Below are 24,719 nucleotides of genomic sequence, written 5' to 3'. Positions count from 1 at the left end.
CACCCCGCGGGCCCCGCAGCAGCGCCGCCCCGAGGGGCGCCCGCCGGCCCGCGGCCAGGCGGCGGTGCGCCCGAAGAGCCGTCCGCCGCAGCGCCCCAAGCCGCTCAAGCTGGCCGAGCCGAAGCGCCGGCTGCGGGTGATCGCCGTGGTGCTGTCGCTGGTGCTCTCCGTCTTCGCGGGCCGCCTGGTGCAGCTCCAGCTGGTGGACGCCGACGCGCTGGCCGCCGACGCCAACACCAACCGCTACCTGAACATCCCGATCACCGCCGAGCGCGGCTCGATAACGTCCTCCGACGGGGTCGCCCTGGCGGCCACCGTGGACGCGTACGACATCACCGCCGACCCGGCGATGTTCACCCCGGAGGCGACCGGCATCCCGGACGCGCCGGAGCAGGCGGCCGCGCTGCTGTCGCCGATCCTCGGCGTGCCCAGGGAGAAGCTCGCCGCCGACCTGCACACCCCCAAGAGCCGCTACAAGCGGCTCGCGGCCCAGCAGACCCCGGCCGCCAGGAAGCAGATCAGCGACCTCAAGTCCGGCCTGGAGAAGCAGGCCGGCTCGCGGGCCTGCCAGGCCCAGAAGAAGCAGCTCGGCAAGCCCGCCGACCAGGGCGGGCGCACCCGGGTGGACAACGAGTGCGCCAACCCGCTGGCCGGGGTGTTCAACCGGGAGACCCAGAAGCGGATCTACCCGGCGGACGGCCTGGCGGCCAACCTGGTCGGCTTCGTCAACGCCGAGGGCGAGGGCGCCGGCGGCCTGGAGCTGCAGTACCAGAAGCTGCTGGCCGGCAAGGACGGCCACAGCAGCTACGCCCAGTCCGGCGGGCGGCTGGTGCCCACCGCCGGGGGCTCGATGGAGCCGGCCGTGGCGGGCAGCGACGTGAAGCTGACCATCAACCGGGACATCCAGTGGGCCGCCCAGCGGGCGATCACCGACCAGGTGACCAACTCCGGTGCGGAGAAGGGCTACGTGGTGGTCCAGGACGTGAAGACCGGCCAGGTCCTCGCGATGGCCACCGCGCCCGGCTTCAACCCGAACGACCTGAGCCTGTCCAAGCAGGCCAACCTGGGCAACCCCGCCCTGGCCGACGCGTACGAGCCGGGCAGCACCGCCAAGCTGATGAGCATGGCCGCCGTGCTGGACTCCGGCAAGGCCACCTGGGACACCAAGGTGACCGTGCCCAACCGGCTGGTCCGGGCCGGGCAGCAGTTCAAGGACGACGTCGACCACGACACCTGGTACCTGACCCTGGCCGGCGTGCTGGCCAAGTCCTCCAACATCGGCACCATCGAGGCGGTCGAGACCCTCGGCGACGGCGACCAGCTGAAGGCCAACCAGGTGCTGGACGGCTACATGCGCAAGTTCGGCGTGGCCGAGCCGACCGGCCTGGGCTTCCCCGGGGAGACCGCCGGGAAGCTCAAGAAGCCGGAGGACCTGGTCGCCTCGGAGAAGTACAACATCTCCTTCGGCCAAGGCCCGATGCAGATGAACGCGCTGCAGGCCACCTCGGTCTACTCGACCATCGCCAACGGCGGCCTGCGGGTCGCGCCCAGCATCGTCCAGGGCGTCACCGACCCGAACGGCACGTACAAGCCGAGCGCGCCGGGGGAGCAGACCCAGGTGGTCTCCCCGGAGACGGCCAGGACCCTCACCTCGATGCTGGAGTCGGTCGTCGACGACGAGCAGGGGACCGGCGGCAAGGCGGCCATCCCCGGCTACCGGGTCGCGGGCAAGACCGGCACCGCCAACCGGGGCGCCGCCAACGGCGTCGGCTACGACGGCTACACCGCCTCCTTCATCGGCTTCGCCCCCGCCGACGCCCCCCGGTACACCGTCTCCTGCACCCTCCAGGGCCCGGTCAACGGCCACTTCGGCGGCCAGCTGTGCGGCCCGGTGTTCAAGCAGGTGATGGAGTTCACCCTGAAGACCATGCAGGTCCCGCCGAGCGGCAGCCAGGCGCCGAACCTGACCGTCGACTGGAAGCCGTGAGCGAACGATGAGCGACGAGCGGACCGGGCCGGAGCACGGCGCGGCGAAGGGCCGGTTTGGCCCTGGACACCCTTCGGCGGATAGCCTTCCCGCCGTGCCGAAACCCGATCAAACCACCGTGAGTCCGCCCCGCCCGACCGGGACCACCGCCCTGCCGCTCGCCGAGCTGGCCGCCGCACTGGGCCTGCCGCCCGTCGAGGGCGGCGCCGTCAGCGGCGTCACCCACGACTCCCGCGCGGTCCGTCCGGGCGACGTGTACGTGGCGTTCCCGGGCGCCAACCACCACGGCGCGGCCTTCGCCGGCAAGGCCTCGGAGTCCGGCGCGGTGGCGGTGCTCACCGACCCGGCCGGCGCCGAGCAGGCGGCCGCCACCGGCCTGCCGCTGCTGGTCGTCGACCGGCCGCGGGCCGTCATGGGCGAGCTGGCCGCGATCGTCTACGGCCGCCCCTCCGAGCGGCTGCTGATGATCGGGCTGACCGGCACCAACGGCAAGACCACCACCTCCTACCTGGTCGAGGGCGGCCTGCGCGGCGCCGGGCGCAGTCCGGGCGTGATCGGCACCGTCGAGATGCGGGTCGGCGAGGAGCGGATCAAGAGCGAGCGCACCACCCCCGAGGCCACCGACCTGCACGCGATCCTCGGCGTGATGGCCGAGCGCGGCGCCGACGCGGTGACCATGGAGGTCTCCAGCCACGCCCTGGTCTTCGGCCGCACCGACGGGGTCGCGTACGACGTCGCGCTGTTCAACAACCTGACCCCCGAGCACCTCGACTTCCACCCGGACATGGAGGACTACTTCCAGGCGAAGGCCCGGCTCTTCCAACCCGGCAAGTCCCGCCACGGCGTGGTCAACCTGGACGACGAGTACGGCCGCCGGCTCGCCGCCGAGGCCAAGATCCCGGTGACCACCTTCTCCGCCGCCGGCGCCGCCGAGGCCGACTGGCGGGCCGTGGACGTCCAGCTCGGGCCGGTCGGCTCCACCTTCCGGGTGCTGGGCCCGGACGGCGCCGAGGCCGACGCCTCCGTCCCGCTGCCCGGCCCGTTCAACGTCGCCAACGCGCTCGCCGCGATCACCGCGCTGGTCGCCGCCGGGCTGCCGCTGGAGCGCGCCGTGGCCGGCGTCGCCGCCGTCCCCGGCGTGCCGGGCCGGCTGGAGCGGGTGGACGCCGGACAGCCGTTCGTCGCCGTCGTCGACTACGCGCACAAGCCGGACGCCCTGCGGGCCGTCCTCGCCTCGCTGCGCGAGGTCACCAAGGGCCGGCTGCACGTCGTGGTCGGCTGCGGCGGCGACCGCGACCCGCACAAGCGCGGCCCGATGGGCGACATCGCCGCCCGCCTCGCCGACACCGCCCTGCTGACCAGCGACAACCCGCGCAGCGAGGACCCGCTGGCGATCCTCGCCACCATGCTGACCGGCGCCGCCGCGGTGCCCGAGGCCGAGCGCGGGGCCGTCCTGGTCGTCCCCGACCGGGCCGAGGCGATCGGGCTCGCCGTCGCCCGCGCCCAGGCGGGGGACACCGTGCTGGTGGCCGGCAAGGGCCACGAGCTCGGCCAGTACGTACGAGACGAGATCCGCCCCTTCGACGACCGGGAGGTGCTGCGCGAATCCATCGCGCGGACCACGGCCGCACGGGGCGACCGAGGAGTAGAGCAGCAGTGATCGCACTGACCCTCGCCGAGGTGGCCGCCGCCGTCGGAGGCACTCTGGACGGCGCCGACCCGGACGCCCTGGTCACCGGCCCGGTCGAGGTCGACTCGCGGAAGGTGGGCCCCGGCGGCCTGTTCGCGGCCTTCGTCGGCGAGCACGTGGACGGCCACGACTACGCGGCCGGGGCGGTCCGGGACGGCGCCGTCGCGGTGCTGGCCTCCCGCCCGGTCGGCGTGCCCGCCGTCCTGGTCGACAGCGTGGTGGACGCGCTCGGCAAGCTGGCCCGCACCGTGGTCGCCCGCGCCGAGGGCACCGCCGTGGTCGCGCTGACCGGCTCGGTCGGCAAGACCAGCGCCAAGGACCTGATCGCCCAGCTGCTCCAGCGCCTCGGCGGGACGGTCTTCCCGCCCGGCTCTCTGAACAACGAGATCGGCCACCCGATGACCGCGCTGCGGGTCGAGGCCGACACCCGGCACCTGGTCATGGAGATGGGCGCCCGGCACAAGGGCGACATCGAGTACCTCACCTCGATCACCCCGCCCCGGATCGGCGTCGTCCTCAACGTCGGCACCGCCCACGTCGGCGAGTTCGGCTCCCAGGAGGCGATCGCCGAGGCCAAGGGCGAACTGGTCGAGGCGCTGCCCGCCGAGGGCGTCGCGGTCCTCAACGCGGACGACCGGCTGGTGCGCGCGATGTCCTCCCGTACCAGGGCGAGGGTGGTCCTGTTCGGGGAATCACCGGACGCCCACGTCCGGGCCACCGACGTTCGCCTGGACGCCACCGGGCGGCCATCGTTCACGCTCACCACCCCGGCCGGTTCCGCGCCCGTGCGGCTGCGCCTGTACGGTGAGCACCACGTCTCGAACGCCCTCGCCGCCGCCGCGGTGGCGGTGGAGCTCGGGATGTCCGTCGACGACACCGCCGCCGCCCTGGGCGAGGCGGGTGCGCTGTCCCGCTGGCGCATGGAGGTCGTCGACCGGGCCGATGGTGTCACCGTCGTGAACGACGCCTACAACGCGAACCCCGACTCGATGCGGGCCGCGCTGCGGGCGCTGGTGTCGATGGGGGGCCGGGGCCCGGAGCGCCGCCGCACCTGGGCGGTGCTCGGCGAGATGCGGGAGCTCGGCGAGGAGAGCCTGGCCGAGCACGACGCCATCGGGAGGCTCGCCGTCCGGCTGGACGTCACCAAGCTGGTGGCGGTCGGCGGACGCGAGGCGGCCTGCATGGAACTCGGCGCGAGGAACGAAGGTTCGTGGGGTGAGGAGTCGGTGCTGGTGTCCGACGCGGACGCGGCGGTCGAGCTGCTGCGCAGTCAGCTGCGGCCGGGGGATGTGGTCCTGGTGAAGGCTTCCCGTTCGGTGGGGCTGGAGAAGGTGGCCGAGGCCCTCCTGGCGGACGGTGTGGCCGTCTGATGAAGCAGATCCTTTTCTCCGGGATGATCGGTCTCATCCTGTCGCTGCTCGGCACCCCGGCCCTGATCAAGCTGCTCGCGAAGCACGGCTACGGCCAGTACATCCGTGACGACGGCCCCAAGGCGCACCACAGCAAGAAGGGCACGCCCACCATGGGCGGCATCGCCTTCATCCTGGCGACCCTGATCGCGTACTTCGCCACGAAGGCGATAACGGGCGAGAGCCCGACCGCCTCCGGGCTGCTGGTGCTCTTCCTGACCGCGGGCCTCGGCCTGGTCGGCTTCCTGGACGACTACATCAAGGTGGTCAAGCGCCGCTCGCTGGGCCTGCGGGCCAAGGCGAAGCTGGCCGGCCAGTCGATCGTCGGCCTCGGCTTCGCCGTCCTGGCGATGCAGTTCCCGGACGACCGCGGGCTCAACCCGGCGTCCCAGAGCCTGTCCTTCGTCCGGGACTTCAAGTGGGCGATCGGCCCGGTCCTGTTCGTCATCTTCGCGTACTTCATGATCGCCGCGATGTCGAACGGCGTGAACCTGACGGACGGTCTGGACGGCCTGGCCACCGGCGCCTCGGTGATGGTCTTCGGCGCCTACACCTTCATCGGCATCTGGGAGCACACCCAGAGCTGCGCCTACGCGATCACCGCGACCGCCAACTGCTACGACATCCGCGATCCGCTGGACCTCGCCGTCGTGGCCTCCGCCCTGATGGGCTCCTGCTTCGGCTTCCTGTGGTGGAACACCTCGCCCGCCAAGATCTTCATGGGTGACACCGGCTCGCTCGCCCTCGGCGGCGCCCTGGCCGGTCTGGCGATCTGCTCCCGCACCGAGCTGCTGCTCGCCCTGCTGGGCGGCCTCTACGTGATCATCACCCTCTCGGTGATCATCCAGGTCGGCTCCTTCCGGATGACCGGCAAGCGCGTCTTCAAGATGGCGCCGTTGCAGCACCACTTCGAACTCAAGGGCTGGACCGAGGTCCTGATCGTCGTCCGGTTCTGGATCATCCAGGGCCTGTGCGTCGCCGTCGGCCTCGGCCTGTTCTACGCGGGATGGGTGACCGGATGACCGACCCCGACCTGACCGGCCCGGCGCCGGCCAACCCGGACTTCGAGGGCCTGCCGGTCGCCGTCGCCGGCCTCGGCGTCTCGGGCATCAGCGCCGCGCGCGTCCTGCACGGCCTCGGCGCCCGGGTCACCGTGGTGGACGGCGGCAGCGGGCCCGGCCTGGCCGCCCGGGCCGCCGAGCTGGAGGCGCTGGGCGTCACCGTGCGGCTCGGCGACGGCGCGAGCCTGCCCGAGGGCACCGAGCTGGTCGTCACCTCGCCCGGCTGGGCGCCGGACAGCCCGCTGTTCGCCGCCGCCGCGGCGGCCGGGGTGCCGGTCTGGGGCGACGTCGAGCTGGCCTGGCGGTTGCGCAGGCCGCTGCCCGGCACCGGCGAGCCCGCCCCCTGGCTGGCCGTCACCGGCACCAACGGCAAGACCACCACCGTCCAGATGCTCGCCTCGATCCTCACCGCCGCCGGCAAGCGCACCGCCGCCGTCGGCAACGTCGGGGTCTCGGTGCTGGACGCGGTGCTCGCCGAGGAGCCGTACGACGTGCTCGCCGTCGAGCTCTCCAGCTACCAGCTGCACTGGGCGCCCTCGCTGCGCCCGTACTCGGCCGCCGTGCTCAACCTGGCGCCGGACCACCTCGACTGGCACGGCTCGATGGAGGCGTACGCCGCCGACAAGGGCCGGATCTACGAGGGCAACGTGGTCGCCTGCGTGTACAACCTGGCCGACCCGGCCACCGAGGCGCTGGTCCGCGAGGCCGACGTCGAGGAGGGCTGCCGGGCGATCGGTTTCGGCCTCGGCGCGCCCGGCCCGTCGAACTTCGGCGTGGTGGACGGGCTGCTGGTGGACCGCGCCTTCGTCGAGGACCGGGCCAAGAACGCGGCCGAGCTGGGCGCCGTCTCGGACGTCAACCCGCCGGCCCCGCACAACATCGCCAACGCGCTCGCCGCGGCGGCGCTGGCCCGGGCGTACGGCGTCGAGCCGAAGGCCGTCCGGGAGGGCCTGCGGGCCTTCCGCCCGGACGCCCACCGGATCGCCGAGGTCGGCGTGGTCCGCGAGGTCACGTACGTGGACGACTCCAAGGCCACCAACACCCACGCGGCGGCCGCCTCGCTGGCCGCCTACCGGCCGATCGTCTGGATCGCCGGGGGCCTGGCCAAGGGCGCGACCTTCGACGACCTGGTGCAGGGCGCGGCCGAGCGGCTGCGCGCGGTGGTGCTGATCGGCCAGGACCGCGCGGTGATCCGGGAGGCGCTGGAGCGACACGCTCCGGATGTGCCGGTGATCGAGGCGGCCGAGGGCCAGACTGGCGCGGTGGCGATGGCCGAGATCGTCCGAACGGCCGAGTCGCTCGCCCGATCGGGTGACACGGTGCTGCTGGCACCGGCCTGCGCCTCGATGGACATGTTCACCAACTACGGCGAGCGCGGCGACCTCTTCGCGGCGGCCGTCCGGGAGCTGGCGGGCGCGTAGGACGGCCCGGCGCGAGCGCCGGACGGAGAATGGGAGCGGGGAGCGGTGGCGGGGCAGGGCAGAGCGGATTCCGGCGTTGTGAAGCGGGAGGCCGCCGAGCCGATGAGAGTGATCTCCGCCACCACGACCAAGTACAAGTCGGCCGGTCCGCTGGCCCGGGTCCAGGCCTTCCGGGCCCGGGTCCGGTACTGGCTGGACCGGCCGCTCACCCCGTACCTGCTGGTCGTCGGCAGCACCCTGCTGCTGGTCGTGCTCGGCCTGATGATGGTCTTCTCGGCCTCGCAGATCCTCGCCCTGAACCAGCACCACTCGGCGCAGTACTACTTCCTCAAGCAGCTGATCGCGGCCATCCTCGGCCTGGTCCTGCTGGTCGGCTTCGCCTCCGTCCCGGTGGCGGTGCTGCGGGTGATCACCTACCCGGTGATGTTCGGGGTGATCGGCGCCCTGACGCTGGTCGCCATCCCCGGCATCGGGGTGCGGATCAACGGCAACCAGAACTGGCTGGATTTCGGCTTCTTCCAGTTCCAGCCCTCGGAGTTCGCCAAGCTCGCGCTGGTGCTCTGGGGCGCCGACCTGCTCGCCCGCAAGCAGAAGGCCGGCACCCTCAACTCCTGGAAGCACCTGCTGGTGCCGCTGGTGCCGGGGGCCCTGCTGCTGCTCGCGCTGATCATGTTCGGCGGCGACATGGGCACCTCGATGATCCTGGTGGCCATGGTGTTCGCGCTGCTCTGGATGGTCGGCGCGCCGCTGCGGCTGTTCGTCGCCACCCTCGGGGTGGCGGTGGTGGTCTGCACCGCCCTGGTGGTCAGCGTCCCGCACCGGGCGGAGCGGCTGAGCTGCATCGGCGTCACCAAGATCGACCCGGAGGGCGCCTGCTTCCAGGCCCTGCACGGCGTCTTCGCGTTCGCCAATGGCGGCGGCTTCGGCACCGGCCTCGGCGCCGGCGTGGAGAAGTGGGGCCAGCTGCCCGAGGCGCACACCGACTTCATCTTCGCCGCGACCGGCGAGGAACTCGGTCTGGTGGGGACGCTGTCGGTCCTCGGTCTCTTCGCGGCACTAGGCTACGCGGGTATCCGTGTGGCCATCGGTACGAAGGACCCCTTCGTCAGGTACGCCGCGGGAGCCGCCACCACCTGGATCATGGCGCAGGCCATGATCAACCTGGGGTCGGCGCTGGGACTGCTGCCCATCGCGGGCGTCCCGCTCCCGCTGTTCTCCTACGGCGGTTCCGCCATGCTGTCGGCCATGTCCGCGGTCGGAGTGCTGCTGTGCCTGGCGCGCAGCACCTCGGGCGCGAAGGCGGCCCTGGCCGCCCGGACCAAGAACTCCCGGATCAGGAGACAACTGGCCCGGGTGCTGCCACGACGACGAACCACAGCGCGCCCGGCCCCGGGGCCGGCACGCAGGGAGCGGTGAATTTCGGTGCATGTCGTACTCGCCGGCGGGGGGACCGCCGGTCACATCGAGCCGGCCATGGCCCTCGCGGATGCCCTCCGCAGGCACGACCCGTCCGTCGGGATCACCGCCCTGGGCACCGAGCGCGGACTGGAGACCCGACTGGTGCCCGAGCGCGGCTACCAGCTGGAGCTCATCCCGGCCGTCCCGCTGCCCCGCAAGCCCACCCCGGAGCTGATCACCGTCCCCGGCCGGCTGCGCGGCACCGTCCGGGCCGCCCAGGAGATCATCGAGCGGGTCAACGCGGACGCCGTGGTCGGCTTCGGCGGCTACGTCGCGATGCCCGCCTACCTGGCCGCCAAGCGGGCCGGCGTGCCGATCGTGGTGCACGAGGCCAACGCGCGCCCCGGCCTGGCCAACAAGATCGGCGCCCGCTACAGCGACTTCGTGGCGGTCTCCACGCCGGACAGCAAGCTGCGCGACTCCCGGTACATCGGCATCCCGCTGCGCCGGACCATCGCCACCCTGGACCGGGCCGCCGCCCGCCCCGAGGCCCGCCAGTACTTCGGCCTCGACCAGCGGCTGCCCACCCTGCTGGTCTCCGGCGGCTCCCAGGGCGCGCGCCGGCTCAACGAGACGATCACCGCGATCGCCCCGCGGCTCCAGCAGTACGGCGTGCAGATCCTGCACGCGGTCGGCCCGAAGAACGAGCTGCCGCAGGTGGCGGACGTCCCCGGGATGCCGCCGTACCGCCCGGTGCCGTACCTGGACCGGATGGACCTCGCCTACGCGGCCGCCGACATGATGCTCTGCCGGGCCGGCGCCATGACGGTGGCCGAGCTGGCGGCCGTCGGCCTGCCCGCCGCCTTCGTCCCGCTGCCGATCGGCAACGGCGAGCAGCGGCTGAACGCCCAGCCGATGGTCAAGGCCGGCGGCGGCCTGCTGGTGGACGACGCCGAGCTGACCCCGGACTGGGTGCTGCAGAACGTGCTGCCGGTGCTCACCGACCCGCAGCGGCTGTGGGACATGAGCCGGTCGGCCGCCGAGTTCGGCCGCCGGGACGCCGACGACCTGCTGGTCGGCATGGTCTACGAGGCGATCCAGGCCCACCGCGGCGGCCGCCGCCGTGGCTGACGGCCGGCTCGCCGACCCTCCCCCGGCCTCCGGCCGGGGGTACCCCCCTGAGGATGAGTTCGGAGACGAGGACGAGTCCGCTCCCCGCCTCCGGCTCTCCCGGCGGGGAATCGTGGTGCTGGGCGTGCTCGGCGCCACGGTGCTCGGCGTGCTGGCCTGGCTGCTGTTCCTCTCCTCGGTCCTGGACGTGCGCAGCGTCGCCGTCCAGGGGACGAGCGACGACAAACTGACGGCGGACCAGGTCCGCGAGGCGGTCGGCGGGCTCGGCGACGGCCCGCTGGCGCGCGTGGACCTGGACGACGTCCGGCGCCGGGTGGAGGGCATCCCCCGGGTGGCCGAGGCCGAGGTGTGGCGGGGCTGGCCGCACACCCTGCGGGTGAAGGTCGTCCAGCGCAAGGCGGTGGCCGCCGTCAAGGGGGAGGACGGCCAGTTCACCCAGGTGGATGCCGGGGGCGTGAGCTTCGCCACCGAACCGGCCCCGCCGGAGGGCGTCCCGGTGGTCGAGCTGCGACTCAGTCAGCAGGCGAACGACGTGGACGGGGTGATCCCCCGTTCGCAGCTGGTGAAGGGCGCGGTGGCGGTGGCCGCCGGGCTGCCGCCGGAGGTCGCCAAGCGGGCCGGCTCGCTGCTGGTGCACTCGTACGACGACATCGAGTTGCAGCTCAGCGGGGGTGCGACGGTGCGCTGGGGGAGTCCGGAGCAGATCGACCGGAAGGCCCGGGTGCTGGTCGCGCTGATGAACCAGAAGGGTACGAACTTCGACGTGACGGCACCGGAGGCGCCGGCGGTGTCGGGATGATCCGGTAGGTTCTCTGCCTGAGGGAGGGGTTGACGCCTTGGAGTGTCGGCCCGACTCTTGGTGGTCACCCCCGGTTTCCTAAGCCGGCCGATGATCACATAGGCTCAAAAGAAAAAGGGAAGCTCGGCGTGTTCGTTGAAACGCGTGCCCGGAGCCACCTAGTGTCCTGTGTCACCAGACTGTGTTTCCTGGTGATGTGACGGAGGCACAGAACTAACCCTAAAGGTCAAGTTTAGGGTTGGGGTCGGCGGTCGGCATTTCGGACATTCAGTCAGAAACCAGGCTCCCTACCCATCGACATCCGTCGGTACGGCCCCGCCCCGGGTCGCGCCGACCCGGAAATTCGAGGCGAGAGGCCTTCGACGTGGCAGCACCGCAGAACTACCTCGCAGTCATCAAGGTCGTCGGAATCGGCGGCGGTGGTGTCAACGCCATCAACCGGATGATCGAGGTCGGTCTCAAGGGCGTCGAGTTCATCGCGATCAACACCGATGCGCAGGCCCTCCTGATGAGCGACGCCGACGTCAAGCTCGATGTGGGCCGTGAACTCACCCGGGGCCTCGGCGCCGGCGCCAACCCCGAGGTCGGCCGCAAGGCCGCCGAGGACCACCGCGAGGAGATCGAGGAGGTCCTCAAGGGGGCCGACATGGTCTTCGTGACCGCCGGCGAGGGCGGTGGCACGGGCACGGGCGGCGCGCCCGTCGTCGCCAACATCGCGCGCTCGCTGGGCGCCCTGACCATCGGCGTGGTCACCCGTCCGTTCACCTTCGAGGGGCGCCGCCGGGCCAACCAGGCCGAGGACGGCATCGCCGCCCTGCGCGAAGAGGTCGACACCCTCATCGTGATCCCCAACGACCGGCTGCTGTCCATCTCGGACCGCCAGGTCAGCGTTCTCGACGCCTTCCGCTCGGCCGACCAGGTCCTGCTGTCCGGTGTCCAGGGCATCACCGACCTGATCACCACCCCGGGCCTGATCAACCTCGACTTCGCCGACGTCAAGTCCGTCATGTCGGACGCCGGTTCGGCGCTCATGGGCATCGGCTCGGCCCGCGGCGAGGACCGCGCCAAGGCCGCCGCCGTGATGGCGATCTCCTCGCCGCTGCTGGAGGCCTCGATCGACGGCGCCCGCGGCGTGCTGCTGTCCATCTCGGGCGGCTCCGACCTCGGCCTGTTCGAGATCAACGAGTCGGCCCAGCTGGTCAGCGAGGCGGCCCACCCCGAGGCGAACATCATCTTCGGTGCGGTCATCGACGACGCGCTCGGCGACGAGGTCCGGGTCACCGTCATCGCGGCCGGCTTCGACGGCGGGCAGCCGCCGGCGATCGTCCGCGACCCGGTGGTCAAGTCCACCGCCCCGGAGCGCCCGGCCACCCCGCCGGCCGCCCCGGAGCGCCCGGCCGGCCGCCCGTACGGGACCATCGGCTCGGTGACGTCCCGTTCGGAGGAGTCCTCGGCCGCCGCGCCGAGCCGGACCGCCGACACCCCGGCCACCACGACCGCCTCCGCCCCGGTGCCGCCGCAGGTGCAGCCGGTCCGGCAGCCGTTCGTGGAGAGCCCGGCCGAGGAGCTCGACGTCCCGGACTTCCTTAAGTGATCGATCACGCGGTCCGCGCCGGTGCTCACTTCGCCTTCACCTCCCGGTGGGGCGGGGTGAGCACTTCGCCGTACGGGGAGCTCAACCTCGGCGGCGCGGTGGGGGACGACCCCGGGGCCGTGCGGGAGAACCGGGCGCTGGCCGCCCGGCGGCTGGGACTCGACCCGGCCGACGTGGTGTGGATGAACCAGGTGCACGGCGCCGAGGTCGCCGTGGTGACCGGGCGCCAGCCGCTCGGCGAGGCCCCCACGGTGGATGCGGTGGTCTCCGACCGGCCGCTCGCGCTGGCGGTGCTGACCGCCGACTGCACCCCGGTGCTGCTGGCCGATCCGGTGGCGGGCGTGGTGGGCGCGGCCCACGCGGGCCGGCCCGGGCTGGCGGCCGGGGTGGTGCCCGCGACCGTCCGGGCGATGGTCGACCTGGGCGCGGAGCCCGGGCGGATCACCGCCGCCACCGGGCCCGCGGTCTGCGGCCGCTGCTACGAGGTGCCGGCGCAACTGCGCGCCGAGGTCGCCGCGGTGGTGCCGGAGGCCTACGCCGAGACCTCCTGGGGGACTCCGGCCCTGGACGTGCCGGAGGGAGTCGCGGCCCAGCTGGCCGCGGCCGGGGTCAACGAGCTGGTGCGGTCACCGGTCTGCACCCTCGAATCCGCCGATCACTACTCCTATCGCCGCGAGCAGCGCACCGGCCGGCTCGCGAGCTACGTCTGGTTGGGCTCTGATCACTGATGACGAACGACATCTACGGACCGTTCCCGGGCGGCGCCGAGTTCACGGCGGCGCTGACGGAGGGCCAGCGGGCCCGGTACGAGGAACTCGGCACCAACCTCGACGTGGTGGAGCGCCGGATCGCGGACGCCTGCGCGGCCGCCGGGCGCGCCCGGGACGAGGTCACCCTGGTGGTCGTCACCAAGACCTACCCCGCCGAGGACACCGCGCTGCTGGCCGGGCTCGGGGTGACGGACGTCGCGGAGAACCGCGACCAGGACGCCGCCCCGAAGGCGGAGCAGTGCAGAAACCTTCCTCTTGACTGGCACTTCGTCGGCCAGCTGCAGACCAACAAGGTCCGCTCGGTCGTCCGGTACGCGAACCACGTGCACTCGGTGGACCGGCTCCGGCTGGTCGGCTCGCTCTCCGCGGCGGTGCTCAAGGCCGAGCGCCCGGAGCTGGGCTGCCTGGTGCAGGTGGCGCTGGACAAGGAGCACGGGGAGGGCGAGCACCGGGCGGGGGTCGCGCCGGAGGACGTCGCGCAACTGGCCGACGCGATCGCCGACACGCCCGGGCTGCGGCTGGACGGTGTGATGACCGTCGCTCCGCTGGCCGGACCGCTGGCCGGGGACCCGGCCCGCGCCTTCGATCGGTTGGCGGAAATCGCAACCGCCGTACGGGCGGAGCATCCGGCTGCCACCATGGTCTCCGCAGGGATGAGCGGCGACCTTGAGCAGGCGATTGCCGCCGGGGCGACACATGTGCGCGTCGGAACGGCGGTACTCGGAGTGAGGTCACCCCTCAGGTAACGTCACCGGGTAAGTAGATCAGACAGCAGGACAAAATAGGACAGAATCTAGCAGCTCCTCGGAGCGCTAGCGAACCGTGGATCGCAGCTCCGCGGCCCCCGCTCCACGAACTCTGACCGGCCGTCGGGCTGACGCGCCGTCGTGGAGGGACCGCGGAATCCGCAGGCGGGGCCGTCACGTGCCCGGGCTGCCGGGACGGAGCCGGTCCGCACGGAGCGGCGAAGCGGCGACCACGAGAAGGTGCGCGCGTCGCGAAGCTGCCACCGAGCGCCAGCGAGGTGGCTATGAGCGGAGGAGACAGGAGCATGGCCGGCGCAATGCGCAAGATGGCGGTCTACCTCGGCCTCGTGGAGGACGAGACGTACGACGGCCAGGGGTACGACCCCGACGACGACTACGACGCGGATCCCGAACCGATCCGGACGGGCCAGCGGACCGAGGACATCCCCCGGCCGGCCCCGGCTCCCGCGGCCGCCGCGCCCGCCCCGGTCTCCTCGATCACCCCGCAACCGGTGCCCGCGGCGGTGCCGATCCGGCAGGAGACTCCGAGGATGGCCCCCGTGTCGTCCATCACACCCGACCGCCGCCACAACCTGGAGAAGAGCGCACCGGTGATCATGCCCAAGGTCGTGAACGAACGAGAGCCCTACCGCATCACCACGCTGCACCCCCGGACCTACAACGAGGCCCGTACCATCGGGGAACAGTTCCGTGGCGGCACCCCCGTGATCATGAATCTGACGGAGATGGACGACACCGACGCGAAGCGCCTCGTAGACTTCGCCGCTGGACTCGTCTTCGGTCTGCACGGCAGTATCGAGCGCGTGACACAGAAGGTGTTCCTGCTGTCGCCTGCTAACGTCGATGTCACGGCGGAGGACAAGGCTCGGATCGCCGAGGGTGGGTTCTTCAACCAGAGCTGACCCGGCCACGACTTTACGTGTGGATCTGATCAACAGTGGTTTAGCGACAGGTGACGAGCGGCAGGCCCGAGGGATCGGGACCGGGGAGAGGGAAACGCGATGGACATCGTGTGGGCGGTGCTCTACTACGCCCTGACCGTCTTCCTGGTGTTCCTGCTCGTACGACTGGTCATGGACTGGGTCTTCCAGTTCGCGCGTTCGTGGCGGCCCGGCAAGGCCATGGTCCTGGTCCTGGAGGCCACGTACACTGTCACGGATCCGCCGCTCAAGCTTCTTCGGCGGCTCATCCCGCCGTTGCGTTTCGGGGGCGTGGCGCTCGACCTGTCCTTCTTCGTACTGATGATCATTGTGTATGTCCTGATCTCGCTTGTGCACCCCTAGTCGTAGGTGAGCGATGCGACAGGATGCCGGTGTGCCGACGATCACGTTGAGGTGAAGAGATGCCATTGACCCCCGAGGACGTTCGGAACAAGCAGTTCACGACCGTCCGCCTGCGTGAAGGCTATGACGAGGACGAGGTCGATGCCTTCCTCGACGAGGTCGAGGCGGAGCTGACCCGCCTCCTCCGGGAGAACGAGGACCTGCGCGCCAAGCTGGCCGCGGCGACCCGTGCCGCCGCGCAGAACCAGGCCAACCTGCGCAAGGAGCCGCAGCAGGACGCCCCCCGTCAGGGCGGCGCCCCCGTGCCGGCGGCCATATCCGGTCCGCCGGTCCCCGGCCAGCAGGGTCCGGGCGGCCCGCAGCAGATGGGCCCCGGTGGTCCGCAGCAGATGGGTCCGGGTGGTCCGCAGCAGATGGGCCCCGGCGGCCCCCAGCAGCAGATGGGCAACCAGCCCCTCGGTCTGCCGGCCGGCTCCGCCCCGCAGCTCCCCGCCGGCGGCGGCCCGCAGCAGCAGATGAACCAGACCATGGGCGGCCAGCAGCAGCTGGTCCAGCCGATGGGCGGTCAGATGCTCCAGCCGATGGGCGGCCCCGGTGGCCCGCAGCCGATGGGCAACCCGATGGGCCAGGGCATGGGCCAGCAGCAGATGCAGCCGATGGGCGGCCCCATGGGCGGCCCGCAGCAGATGCAGCCGATGGCGCCCCCGATGCAGCAGCAGGGCCCCGGTGGCGACAGCGCCGCCCGGGTGCTCGCGCTCGCCCAGCAGACCGCCGACCAGGCGATCTCCGAGGCCCGCTCCGAGGCCAACAAGATCGTCGGCGAGGCGCGCAGCCGGGCCGAGGGCCTGGAGCGCGACGCCCGGGCGAAGGCCGACGCGCTGGAGCGGGACGCGCAGGAGAAGCACCGGGTCGCGATGGGCTCCCTGGAGTCGGCGCGGGCCACGCTGGAGCGCAAGGTCGAGGACCTGCGGGCGTTCGAGCGTGAGTACCGCACGCGTCTGAAGTCGTACCTGGAGACCCAGCTGCGTCAGCTGGAGTCGCAGGCCGACGACTCGCTCGCCCCGCCGCGGATCCCGGCCACCGCGTCGCTGCCGCCGGCGGCCTCGTCGATGGCTCCGGCCGGTGCCAGCGCGATGAGCGGTGGCGCGCCGAGCTTCGGTGGCAACCAGCCGTCCTTCGGGGGCAACTCGCCGTCCTTCGGCGGGAACAGCTCCTTCGGCGGCAACTCCTCGGCGCCGAGCTTCGGCGGGCAGTCGACCGGTGGCAACAGCGGTGCTCCGCAGATGCAGCCGGCCGGGATGACCCAGCCGATGGCGGCCGTCCGTCCGCAGCCGCCGCAGCCGATGCAGCAGGCTCCGGCGCCGATGCGGGGCTTCCTGATCGACGAGGACGGCGACAACTGAGGTTGTAGCAGAGCCGTTTGAGGGCGCCCCCTGTCCGACCCGAGGGTCGGACAGGGGGCGCCTTTTCCGTGCCCGGGGAATGACTGGGGGAGCGCTCGGGGGAAGCGCGGGGCGCGCTCGGGGGGTTGAGCGCGGGCGTGGGGAACTGGCAGGGGGCACGCGGGAGTTGGGGCGGCTGTGGGGCGGGGGTAGGTACGGCGAAGCCGCCGTCACCCCGGGGTGACGGCGGCTTCGTTGTGGGCGTCAGGCCTTGCGGAGCTGGAAGGCCAGGCCGAGGGACTCGTCGGCGAAGGTCTCCGACTCCCAGTCGGCCGCACCGGCGGCGAAGTCGGTCGCGAGGACCTCCTCGGCGACGAGCGGGCCGTGCTCGGCGATGGCCTCGGCGGTCTCCTCCGAGGTGGCGCGCCAGCGCAGGACGATGCGGTCGGCGACGTCCAGGCCGGAGTTCTTGCGGGCCTCCTGGATCTGGCGGATGGCGTCGCGGGCGATGCCGAGGCGCTTGAGCTCCGGGGTGATGGCCAGGTCGAGGGCGACGGTGGCGCCGGACTCGTTGGCGACGGCCCAGCCCTCGCGCGGGGTCTCGGTGATGATCACCTCGTCCGGGGAGAGGGTGATCGTCTCGCCGTCCAGCTCGACCGAGGTCTCGCCGGTGGCGCGCAGTTCGGCGGCCAGCCGGGCGGCGTCGGTGGCGGCGACCGCCTTGGCGACGTCCTGGACGCCCTTGCCGAAGCGCTTGCCCAGCGCGCGGAAGTTGGCCTTGGCGCTGGTGTCGACCAGCGAACCGCCCACCTCGGCCAGCGACTCCAGGGCGGAGACGTTGAGCTCCTCGGCGATCTGCGCGCGCAGGTCGGCGGGCAGCTCCTCCCAGCCCTGGGCGGCGACCAGCGCGCGGGAGAGCGGCTGACGGGTCTTCACGCCGGACTCGGCGCGGGTGGCCCGGCCCAGCTCGACCAGGCGGCGGACCAGCGCCATGTGCCGGGAGAGCTCGGCGTCGATCAGCGACTCGTCGGCCTCCGGCCAGGTGGACAGGTGCACCGAGGCCGGGGCCTCCGGGGTGACCGGGACGACCAGGTCCTGCCAGACCCGCTCGGTGATGAACGGGGTGAGCGGGGCCATCAGGCGGGTGACCGTCTCCAGCGCCTCGTGCAGGGTGGCGAGCGCGGCGGCGTCGCCCTGCCAGAAGCGGCGGCGGCCGCGGCGGACGTACCAGTTGGACAGGTCGTCGACGAAGCCGGAGAGCAGCTTGCCGGCGCGCTGGGTGTCGTACGCCTCGTAGGCCGCGTCGACCTCGCGGACCAGGGTGTTCAGCTCGGAGAGCACCCAGCGGTCCAGCTGCGGACGGTCGGCCGGGGCCGGGTCGTTCGCCGAGGGCGCCCAGTTCGAGGTGCGGGCGTACAGGGCCTGGAAGGCGACGGTGTTCCAGTAGGTGAGGAGGGTCTTGCGGACCACCTCCTGGATGGTGCCGTGGCCGACCCGGCGGGCCGACCAGGGCGAGCCGCCGGCCGCCATGAACCAGCGGACGGCGTCGGCGCCGTGCTGGTCCATCAGCGGGATCGGCTGCAGGATGTTGCCCAGGTGCTTGGACATCTTGCGGCCGTCCTCGGCCAGGATGTGGCCCAGGCAGACGACGTTCTCGTACGCGTTCTTGTCGAACACCAGGGTGCCGACCGCCATCAGCGTGTAGAACCAGCCGCGGGTCTGGTCGATCGCCTCGGAGATGAACTGCGCCGGGTAGCGCTGCTCGAACAGCTCCTTGTTCTGGTACGGGTAGCCGTACTGGGCGAAGGGCATCGAGCCCGAGTCGTACCAGGCGTCGATGACCTCGGGCACGCGGGTGGCGGTGCCGCCGCAGTCGCGGCAGGCGAAGGTCACCGCGTCGATGTACGGGCGGTGCGGGTCGAGGCCGCTCTGGTCGGTGCCGGTGAGCTCGGACAGCTCGGCCAGCGAGCCGACGCAGGTGAGGTGGCCCTCCTCGCAGCGCCAGATCGGCAGCGGGGTGCCCCAGTAGCGGTTGCGGCTGAGCGCCCAGTCGATGTTGTTGTTCAGCCAGTCGCCGAAGCGGCCGTGCTTGACCGTCTCCGGGAACCAGTTGGTGGCCTCGTTCTCGCGGATCATCGCGTCCTTGACGGCGGTGGTCCGGATGTACCAGGACGGCTGCGCGTAGTAGAGCAGCGCGGTGTGGCAGCGCCAGCAGTGCGGGTAGCTGTGCTCGTACGGCAGGTGGCGGAAGAGCAGGCCGCGCTCCTTGAGGTCCGCGACCAGGGCCTCGTCGGCCTTCTTGAAGAACTGGCCGCCGACCAGCGGGACCTCGGGGGCGAAGGTGCCGTCGCCGAGCACCGGGTTGACCACCGGCAGGCCGTACCGGCGGCAGACCGCGAGGTCGTCCGCGCCGAAGGCGGGGGACTGGTGGACGACGCCGGTGCCGTCCTCGGTGGTGACGTAGTCGGCGGTGACGACGTAGTGCGCGTTCTCGATCGCGACCAGGTCGAAGGGGCGGCGGTAGGCCCAGCGCTCCATCTCGGCACCGGTGAAGGACTCGCCGGTGGTCTCCCAGCCCTCGCCGAGCGCCTTGGCGACCAGCGGCTCGGCGACGACGAGCTTCTCGTTGCCGTCGGTGGCCACCACGTAGGTGACCTCGGGGTGGACGGCGGCGGCGGTGTTGGAGACCAGGGTCCACGGGGTGGTGGTCCAGACCAGCAGGGCGGCCCGGCCGGCCAGCGGGCCGCCGGTCAGCGGGAAGCGGACGTAGACCGAGGGGTCGACCACGGTCTCGTAGCCCTGGGCCAGCTCGTGGTCCGAGAGGCCGGTGCCGCAGCGCGGGCACCAGGGGGCGACGCGGTGGTCCTGGACGAGCAGGCCCTTGTCGAAGATCTGCTGGAGCGACCACCAGACGGACTGGACGTACGACGGGTCCATCGTGCGGTAGGCCTCGTCGAGGTCGACCCAGTACCCCATGCGGGTGGTCAGCTCGGCGAAGGCGTCGGTGTGGCGGGTCACCGACTCGCGGCACTTGGCGTTGAACTCGGCGATGCCGTACGCCTCGATGTCCTGCTTGCCGGAGAAGCCCAGCTCCTTCTCGACGGCGAGCTCGACCGGGAGGCCGTGGCAGTCCCAGCCGGCCTTGCGGGCGACGTGGTAGCCCTTCATCGTCCGGTAGCGCGGGAAGACGTCCTTGAAGACGCGGGCCTCGATGTGGTGGGCGCCGGGCATGCCGTTGGCGGTGGGCGGGCCCTCGTAGAACACCCACTCGGGGCGGCCCTCGGACTGCTCCAGGCTGCGCTGGAAGATCTTGTTGTCCTGCCAGAACGACAGGATCGTGTGCTCCAGCGCAGGCAGATCCACCTGCGCGGGGACGGGGTTGTAGGAGCTGGCCATCGCGGCGTCTACCTCCGGCGGATGCTGGGACTGGATCCTCCGGAGGGACGAGACGGCCGGGCCGCCCCGCGGTACCACCCTCCTTGGCCGCGGTACTGCGTTCGCGGCCCTCTTGTTTGGGCTTGCTGCCGGGTCTAGTGGGCCCCCGCGGCATCGCGGCGGCCGTTCTTCCGGCGGCTCCGGGGTGATCTTCCCGCCGTGCACACCCCCGGGCTCGCACCGTCCCCGGGTCGCTGGTGGCTGCGTACGTCGGTACTCGTCCCATCTGCGCCTTGCAGGGCCAGTGTATCGGCCGGGTGAGCCGGTTTGTCCAAACCGTTTTCCGGCGGGCGGCCCGTGGGAGGGCCGGTCGGCGCTCGGGTCGAGGCTCCGGTGAGTGCTCCGCCGCACGCCCCGGCGGGCGCTCCGGGGCGTGCGGCGGCGGAGGTTAGCCGGAGTCGATCTGGGCACAAATCCATGAGCGCACGGGGCGTGACGGTTGGGGCGGCTGCCTGGGTGGGAACGTTATGAGGCGTCGGTATGTCATGTTGTGACCGGTTTTGATCGGGATTATCGTTCCGGCACTGGAAGCCGCCGGGAACCGGCGGCTCGATTCGTTCGTAGATGGGGTCGAAAGCCATGGCTGAGAAGGGAACCGGCGCGGGTACCGCCACCAAGCGGGCACGCAAGGCCGTGGCGGTCGACCCAGGGGAGGGGACCGTGACCACTACCGCACCGAAGAGCAGCACCGACACCGTCACCGCACCGCGCGGCGCCGAGTCCGTGGACCCGGCCACGCTGCCGGTCCGGCCCGGCGAGGAGCCGTGGACCGCCGAGGAGGTCCACGAGCTGCACGACGAGCTGATCAGCGACCTCGAGCGGCTCCGGAACGAGATCGACGCCGCCGAGGCGGCCATCTCCGGCCTGATGCGCGACTCCAACGACGGAGCCGGCGACGACCAGGTGGACGCCGGGACGAAGAACATCTCGCGGGAGAGCGAGCTGGCGCTGGCCAACAACGCGCGGGACAGCCTGGCCCAGACCGAGCGCGCGCTGGAGCGGCTGGAGGGCGTCGGGTTCGGCATCTGCGAGTCCTGCGGGCAGGCCATCGGCAAGGCCCGGATGCAGGCCTTCCCGCGGGCGACGCTCTGCGTGCAGTGCAAGGCCAAGCAGGAACGCCGCTGAACCGGGCGACCGGAGCGACGCCGGGGGTCGGGCTTGCCGTACGCTCGACCCCGTATCGTCGCCCGGACAACGTCGCCTGACGCGTTCGTGAACGCGGCAGGTCGTCACCGGCCCACCACCCTCCCCCTCCTGCGGACCGGGGGAGCTCCATCGGCAGCGGAGCGGATCATCAGCACGCAAGGTTCCCCCCACACCCGGGACGACGCCGTCCCGTCCCCCGCCGATGCCGTGGAGGTGCCCGTGGCCGAGCCGACCGAGCCGAGCCGGGCGGCCGTGGACGAGGCGGCGGCCGAGCAGCCCAAGGGCCCGCGCCGGATCGGCGTGCTGCTGGCCGTCGCGATGCTCGCCTACCTGATCGACCTCGGCAGCAAGGTGCTGGTGGCCGCCCGGCTGGAGAACCACGCGGCGATCGAGGTGATCGGCGACGTCGTCACCCTCCAGGTGATCCGCAACTCGGGCGCGGCCTTCGGGATCGGGCAGGCGCTGACCGTCGTCTTCACGATGATCGCCTCCTCCGTCATCGTGGTGATCTGGCGGATCGCCCGCCGGCTGTACAGCCTGCCCTGGGCGATCGCGCTCGGGCTGCTGCTCGGTGGGGCGCTCGGCAACCTCACCGACCGGCTGTTCCGCGCGCCCAGCGTCTTCCGCGGGCACGTGGTGGACTTCATCTCCGTCCAGCACTTCGCGGTCTTCAACCTCGCGGACTCGGCGATCGTCTGTGGCGGGATCCTGGTGGTCCTGCTCTCCTTCCTGGGCAGCAACCCGGACGGCACCGTCCACCAGCCGCCGGAGAAGGCCGGGAAGTAGCGGGAAGCCGGAGCGGGCCCGGAAGCGGGCCGGGCCACCGGCGGGCGGGGGCGGGCCGCGTTTCCGGCATACTCGTACGGGTGAGTACCGCAGCGCAGATCCGCAGCCTCCCCGTACCCGACGGCCTGGAGGGCGAGCGCCTCGACGCCGCCCTGGCCCGGATGTTCGGCTTCTCCCGGACCAAGGCCGCCGAGCTGGCCGCCGACGGCAAGGTGACGCTCGACGGCGCCGTGGCCGGCAAGTCGGACCGGGTGACCGCCGGTTCCTGGCTGGAGGTCGAGATCCCCGCCCCGGCCGCCCCCGTGCAGATCGTCGCCGAGGCGGTCGAGGGCATGCGGATCGTGCACGACGACGAGGACATCGTGCTGGTCGACAAGCCGGTCGGCGTGGCCGCGCACCCCAGCCCCGGCTGGACCGGCCCCACCGTGATCGGTGGACTGGCCGCGGCCGGGTACCGGATCTCCACCTCGGGCGCCGCCGAGCGCCAGGGCATCGTGCACCGGCTGGACGTCGGCACCTCCGGGCTGATGGTGGTCGCCAAGTCCGAGCGCGCGTACACCGACCTCAAGCGGCAGTTCCACGACCGGATCACCGAGAAGCGCTACCACACGCTGGTGCAGGGCCACCCGGACCCGATGAGCGGGACGGTGGACGCGCCGATCGGGCGGCACCCCAGCTCGGACTGGAAGTGGGCCGTCACCCAGGACGGCAAGGCGTCCGTCACCCACTACGACCTGATCGAGGCGTACCGGGCCGCGTCGCTGCTGGCGATCAAGCTGGAGACCGGGCGCACCCACCAGATCCGCGTCCACATGTCCGCGCTGCGCCACCCCTGCGTGGGCGACCTGACGTACGGCGCCGACCCGACGCTGGCCAAGCGGCTGGGGCTGACCCGGCAGTGGCTGCACGCGGTGTCGCTCGGCTTCGAGCACCCGGCGGACGGGCAGTGGGTCGAGTTCTCCAGCGAGTACCCGGAGGACCTGCGCAAGGCGCTGGACATCATCGCGGCGGAGAGCTGAGGTGGCGGCCGCCACCATCCGGATCGCCGAGTCGGACGCCGACCTGGAGCTGGCGCGGGCCGTCCGGCGCGAGGTGTTCGTCGTCGAGCAGGAGGTGCCGGAGGAGCTGGAGTACGACGAGTACGACGCGACCTCGGTGCACCTGCTGGCCGTCGGGGCCGACGGGGCCGCGCTGGGCACCGCGCGGCTGATCTTCGGCGAGCAGGCGCGGGAGCTGACCGGCGGCGTCGAGGGGCGCGTGCTGCTCGGGCGGCTCGCGGTCGTCGCGGCGGCCCGGGGGACGGGGCTGGGCGCCGAGCTGGTGCGGGCGGTCGAGGCCGCGGGCGTCGAGCGCGGGGCCGCCGAGGTCGAGCTGCACGCGCAGGTGCGGGCGCTCGGGTTCTACGAGCGGCTGGGGTACCTGGCCGAGGGGCCGGTGTACGACGACGCGGGGATTCCGCACCGGACGATGACGCGGGTGCTGTAGGCGTTCTCGGGGGCCTGCCCCCGATTCGTGCTGGTCCCCGTACCCCTGCCGGGGTGCGGGGACCTCTGCTCTCGCGCGCGGCTCAGCCGTCGGTGGTGCGGATGCGGGGCAGGGCGTGGGGGTGCTCGTCCCGCAGGTGGGCGATGAGCTGTTCGCGGATGTCGAAGCGGAGCTGGGCGGCGTCGTCGGGGGTGCGGGCGGTCATGGTGGCGCGCACGACGATGGTGCTGGGCGTGGTGTCGGTGACCTGGAGGGCCCACTCGGCGCCGTCCCACAGCGGGTGCCGGTCGAGGCGGGCGCGCAGGGCGGTGCGCAGCTCGTCCACCGGGGTGCTGTGGTCGAGGTGGAGCAGGACGGCGGCGAGCAGGCCCGGGTCGCGGCGGGTCCAGTTCTCGAAGGGCTTGCTGACGAAGTACGACACCGGGACGATCAGCCGGCGGTAGTCCCAGAGCCGGACCACCAGGTAGCTGAGGGTGATCTCCTCGACGGTGCCCTGCTGGCCGTCCACCACCACGGTGTCGCCGATCCGGACGGTGTCGCCGAAGGCGATCTGCAGGCCGGCGAAGAAGTTGCCCAGGGTGCTCTGGGCGGCGATGCCGGCCACGATGCCGATGATGCCCGCCGAGGCGAGCAGGCTGGCGCCGACGGTGCGCATGGCGGAGAAGGTCAGCAGCATCACGGCCGCCGTGACCACGACGATCAGCGCGTTGACCACCCGGCGCAGCATGCTGATCTGGGTGTGCACCCGCTGGACCCGCGCCGGGTCGTCGACGCGGGTCTCGTAGCGGCCGAGCAGGGCCTCCAGGACGGCGGCCACCACGCGGACGGTGAGCCAGCCCAGGGAGGCGAGCAGGAACAGCAGGAGCAGGTGGTGCGCGCCGTCGTCGTGCTTCAGGTGGAAGGTCCGCTGGAGCGGTCTGGCGGCGAGCAACAGGGCCGACACGACGGTGAGTTGGAGCGGGATCCGGCAGCGGCGGAGCAGCGGCCAGAGCGGCGCCGAGGGCCGGCGGGCGGCGATCCGCTGGAGGGCCTGGTCGACGGCCCAGCCGACCGCCAGGGTGGCGGCGACGGTGGCGAGCAGCGAGATCAGCGGCCAGGGCATGCGCCGTACGATACCCGGGCACAGTGGGATGAACCGGGCGGAACGGTGTGGTGGCTTTATCGGACGCCTACCC

General features: G+C 72.3%; 20 protein-coding genes. 18 read left to right on the top strand and 2 right to left on the bottom strand.

Features of this window, described 5'->3' with window-relative positions; genetic code table 11:
* From ABZW03_RS00415 to ABZW03_RS00350, 14 genes are all read left to right on the top strand, one after another.
* The coding region (locus tag ABZW03_RS00415; RefSeq protein WP_355249887.1) for a penicillin-binding protein 2 at positions 1-1,987 on the top strand (1,987 nt) is incomplete at its 5' end.
* Positions 1,988-2,081: 94 nt separating this feature from the next.
* Complete coding sequence (locus tag ABZW03_RS00410) at positions 2,082-3,647, top strand: UDP-N-acetylmuramoyl-L-alanyl-D-glutamate--2,6-diaminopimelate ligase (protein ID WP_355249886.1); 1,566 nt, start codon at positions 2,082-2,084, stop codon at positions 3,645-3,647.
* Positions 3,644-5,047, top strand: a complete 1,404-nt coding sequence (gene murF / locus ABZW03_RS00405) for a UDP-N-acetylmuramoyl-tripeptide--D-alanyl-D-alanine ligase (RefSeq protein ID WP_355249884.1) — start codon at positions 3,644-3,646, stop codon at positions 5,045-5,047. Before ABZW03_RS00410 ends, murF begins: the two co-directional genes overlap by 4 nt.
* Complete coding sequence (mraY, locus tag ABZW03_RS00400; RefSeq protein WP_355249882.1) at positions 5,047-6,108, top strand: phospho-N-acetylmuramoyl-pentapeptide-transferase; 1,062 nt, start codon at positions 5,047-5,049, stop codon at positions 6,106-6,108. The genes murF and mraY overlap by 1 nt, the downstream gene beginning before the upstream one ends.
* Positions 6,105-7,568, top strand: coding sequence for a UDP-N-acetylmuramoyl-L-alanine--D-glutamate ligase (gene murD, locus ABZW03_RS00395; RefSeq protein WP_355249880.1), 1,464 nt, complete (start codon positions 6,105-6,107; stop codon positions 7,566-7,568). Before mraY ends, murD begins: the two co-directional genes overlap by 4 nt.
* Before the next feature lie 102 nt (positions 7,569-7,670).
* The gene (ftsW, locus tag ABZW03_RS00390; RefSeq protein ID WP_355249878.1) at positions 7,671-8,984 is read left to right on the top strand and encodes a putative lipid II flippase FtsW; all 1,314 of its coding nucleotides are present in this window, start codon (positions 7,671-7,673) and stop codon (positions 8,982-8,984) included.
* Positions 8,985-8,990: 6 nt separating this feature from the next.
* Positions 8,991-10,097 carry an undecaprenyldiphospho-muramoylpentapeptide beta-N-acetylglucosaminyltransferase gene (gene murG, locus ABZW03_RS00385; protein ID WP_355249876.1) on the top strand — a complete coding sequence of 369 codons (1,107 nt, stop codon included), beginning with the start codon at positions 8,991-8,993 and terminating at the stop codon, positions 10,095-10,097.
* Between the two features lie 112 nt (positions 10,098-10,209).
* Positions 10,210-10,896, top strand: a complete 687-nt coding sequence (locus ABZW03_RS00380; protein WP_355249874.1) for an FtsQ-type POTRA domain-containing protein — start codon at positions 10,210-10,212, stop codon at positions 10,894-10,896.
* Positions 10,897-11,260: 364 nt separating this feature from the next.
* Positions 11,261-12,490 (top strand): cell division protein FtsZ, encoded by a 1,230-nt coding sequence (gene ftsZ, locus ABZW03_RS00375; protein ID WP_355249872.1) that lies wholly within the window; start codon positions 11,261-11,263, stop codon positions 12,488-12,490.
* Entirely contained in the window at positions 12,487-13,218 is a 732-nt protein-coding gene (pgeF, locus tag ABZW03_RS00370) for a peptidoglycan editing factor PgeF (protein WP_355249870.1), read from the top strand. Before ftsZ ends, pgeF begins: the two co-directional genes overlap by 4 nt.
* A complete protein-coding gene (locus ABZW03_RS00365) occupies positions 13,218-14,006 on the top strand; it encodes a YggS family pyridoxal phosphate-dependent enzyme (protein WP_355249868.1) in 789 nt (262 codons plus the stop codon). Before pgeF ends, ABZW03_RS00365 begins: the two co-directional genes overlap by 1 nt.
* 305 nt (positions 14,007-14,311) lie before the next feature.
* On the top strand, positions 14,312-14,929 hold the full coding sequence (gene sepF, locus ABZW03_RS00360; RefSeq protein ID WP_355249866.1) for a cell division protein SepF: 618 nt from the start codon (positions 14,312-14,314) through the stop codon (positions 14,927-14,929).
* Between the two features lie 99 nt (positions 14,930-15,028).
* Positions 15,029-15,310: a YggT family protein gene (locus ABZW03_RS00355; RefSeq protein ID WP_030060143.1), complete on the top strand. Its 282-nt coding sequence runs from the start codon at positions 15,029-15,031 to the stop codon at positions 15,308-15,310.
* A 59-nt stretch (positions 15,311-15,369) separates the two neighbouring features.
* Positions 15,370-16,713, top strand: coding sequence for a DivIVA domain-containing protein (locus ABZW03_RS00350; protein ID WP_355249864.1), 1,344 nt, complete (start codon positions 15,370-15,372; stop codon positions 16,711-16,713).
* 243 nt (positions 16,714-16,956) lie between these two features.
* Here ABZW03_RS00350 and ileS read toward each other — a convergent pair whose 3' ends face one another.
* The gene (ileS, locus tag ABZW03_RS00345) at positions 16,957-20,088 is read right to left on the bottom strand and encodes an isoleucine--tRNA ligase (protein WP_355249862.1); all 3,132 of its coding nucleotides are present in this window, start codon (positions 20,086-20,088) and stop codon (positions 16,957-16,959) included.
* 699 nt (positions 20,089-20,787) lie between these two features.
* On the opposite strand from ileS, the gene ABZW03_RS00340 reads away from it, so the two are divergent.
* From ABZW03_RS00340 to ABZW03_RS00325, 4 genes are all read left to right on the top strand, one after another.
* A complete protein-coding gene (locus ABZW03_RS00340) occupies positions 20,788-21,252 on the top strand; it encodes a TraR/DksA family transcriptional regulator (protein ID WP_355249860.1) in 465 nt (154 codons plus the stop codon).
* 240 nt (positions 21,253-21,492) lie between these two features.
* Positions 21,493-22,059 (top strand): signal peptidase II, encoded by a 567-nt coding sequence (gene lspA / locus ABZW03_RS00335; RefSeq protein ID WP_355249858.1) that lies wholly within the window; start codon positions 21,493-21,495, stop codon positions 22,057-22,059.
* An 80-nt stretch (positions 22,060-22,139) separates the two neighbouring features.
* Entirely contained in the window at positions 22,140-23,078 is a 939-nt protein-coding gene (locus ABZW03_RS00330) for an RluA family pseudouridine synthase (protein ID WP_355249856.1), read from the top strand.
* 1 nt (position 23,079) lies between these two features.
* Positions 23,080-23,544, top strand: a complete 465-nt coding sequence (locus ABZW03_RS00325; protein WP_355249854.1) for a GNAT family N-acetyltransferase — start codon at positions 23,080-23,082, stop codon at positions 23,542-23,544.
* Positions 23,545-23,626: 82 nt separating this feature from the next.
* On the opposite strand, the gene ABZW03_RS00320 is transcribed toward ABZW03_RS00325, so the two are convergent.
* Complete coding sequence (locus tag ABZW03_RS00320) at positions 23,627-24,646, bottom strand: mechanosensitive ion channel domain-containing protein (RefSeq protein WP_355249852.1); 1,020 nt, start codon at positions 24,644-24,646, stop codon at positions 23,627-23,629.
* Positions 24,647-24,719 lie beyond the last annotated feature (73 nt).

The organism is Kitasatospora sp. NPDC004799 (assembly GCF_040609095.1).
Classification (GTDB): Bacteria; Actinomycetota; Actinomycetes; order Streptomycetales; family Streptomycetaceae; genus Kitasatospora.
The sequence above is the reverse complement of the archived record's forward strand: the minus strand, read 5'-3'. Positions and strand labels throughout refer to the sequence as shown.

What these genes read in the sequence shown, in the direction of transcription:
- ABZW03_RS00355 (WP_030060143.1), top strand. Translation starts at nt 15,029, where the DNA reads ATGGACATCGTGTGGGCGGTGCTCTACTACGCCCTGACCGTCTTCCTG.
- mraY (WP_355249882.1), top strand. Translation starts at nt 5,047, where the DNA reads ATGAAGCAGATCCTTTTCTCCGGGATGATCGGTCTCATCCTGTCGCTG.
- sepF (WP_355249866.1), top strand. Translation starts at nt 14,312, where the DNA reads ATGGCCGGCGCAATGCGCAAGATGGCGGTCTACCTCGGCCTCGTGGAG.
- ABZW03_RS00350 (WP_355249864.1), top strand. Translation starts at nt 15,370, where the DNA reads ATGCCATTGACCCCCGAGGACGTTCGGAACAAGCAGTTCACGACCGTC.
- murD (WP_355249880.1), top strand. Translation starts at nt 6,105, where the DNA reads ATGACCGACCCCGACCTGACCGGCCCGGCGCCGGCCAACCCGGACTTC.
- ftsW (WP_355249878.1), top strand. Translation starts at nt 7,671, where the DNA reads ATGAGAGTGATCTCCGCCACCACGACCAAGTACAAGTCGGCCGGTCCG.
- ABZW03_RS00365 (WP_355249868.1), top strand. Translation starts at nt 13,218, where the DNA reads ATGACGAACGACATCTACGGACCGTTCCCGGGCGGCGCCGAGTTCACG.
- ABZW03_RS00320 (WP_355249852.1), bottom strand. Translation starts at nt 24,646, where the DNA reads ATGCCCTGGCCGCTGATCTCGCTGCTCGCCACCGTCGCCGCCACCCTG.
- ileS (WP_355249862.1), bottom strand. Translation starts at nt 20,088, where the DNA reads ATGGCCAGCTCCTACAACCCCGTCCCCGCGCAGGTGGATCTGCCTGCG.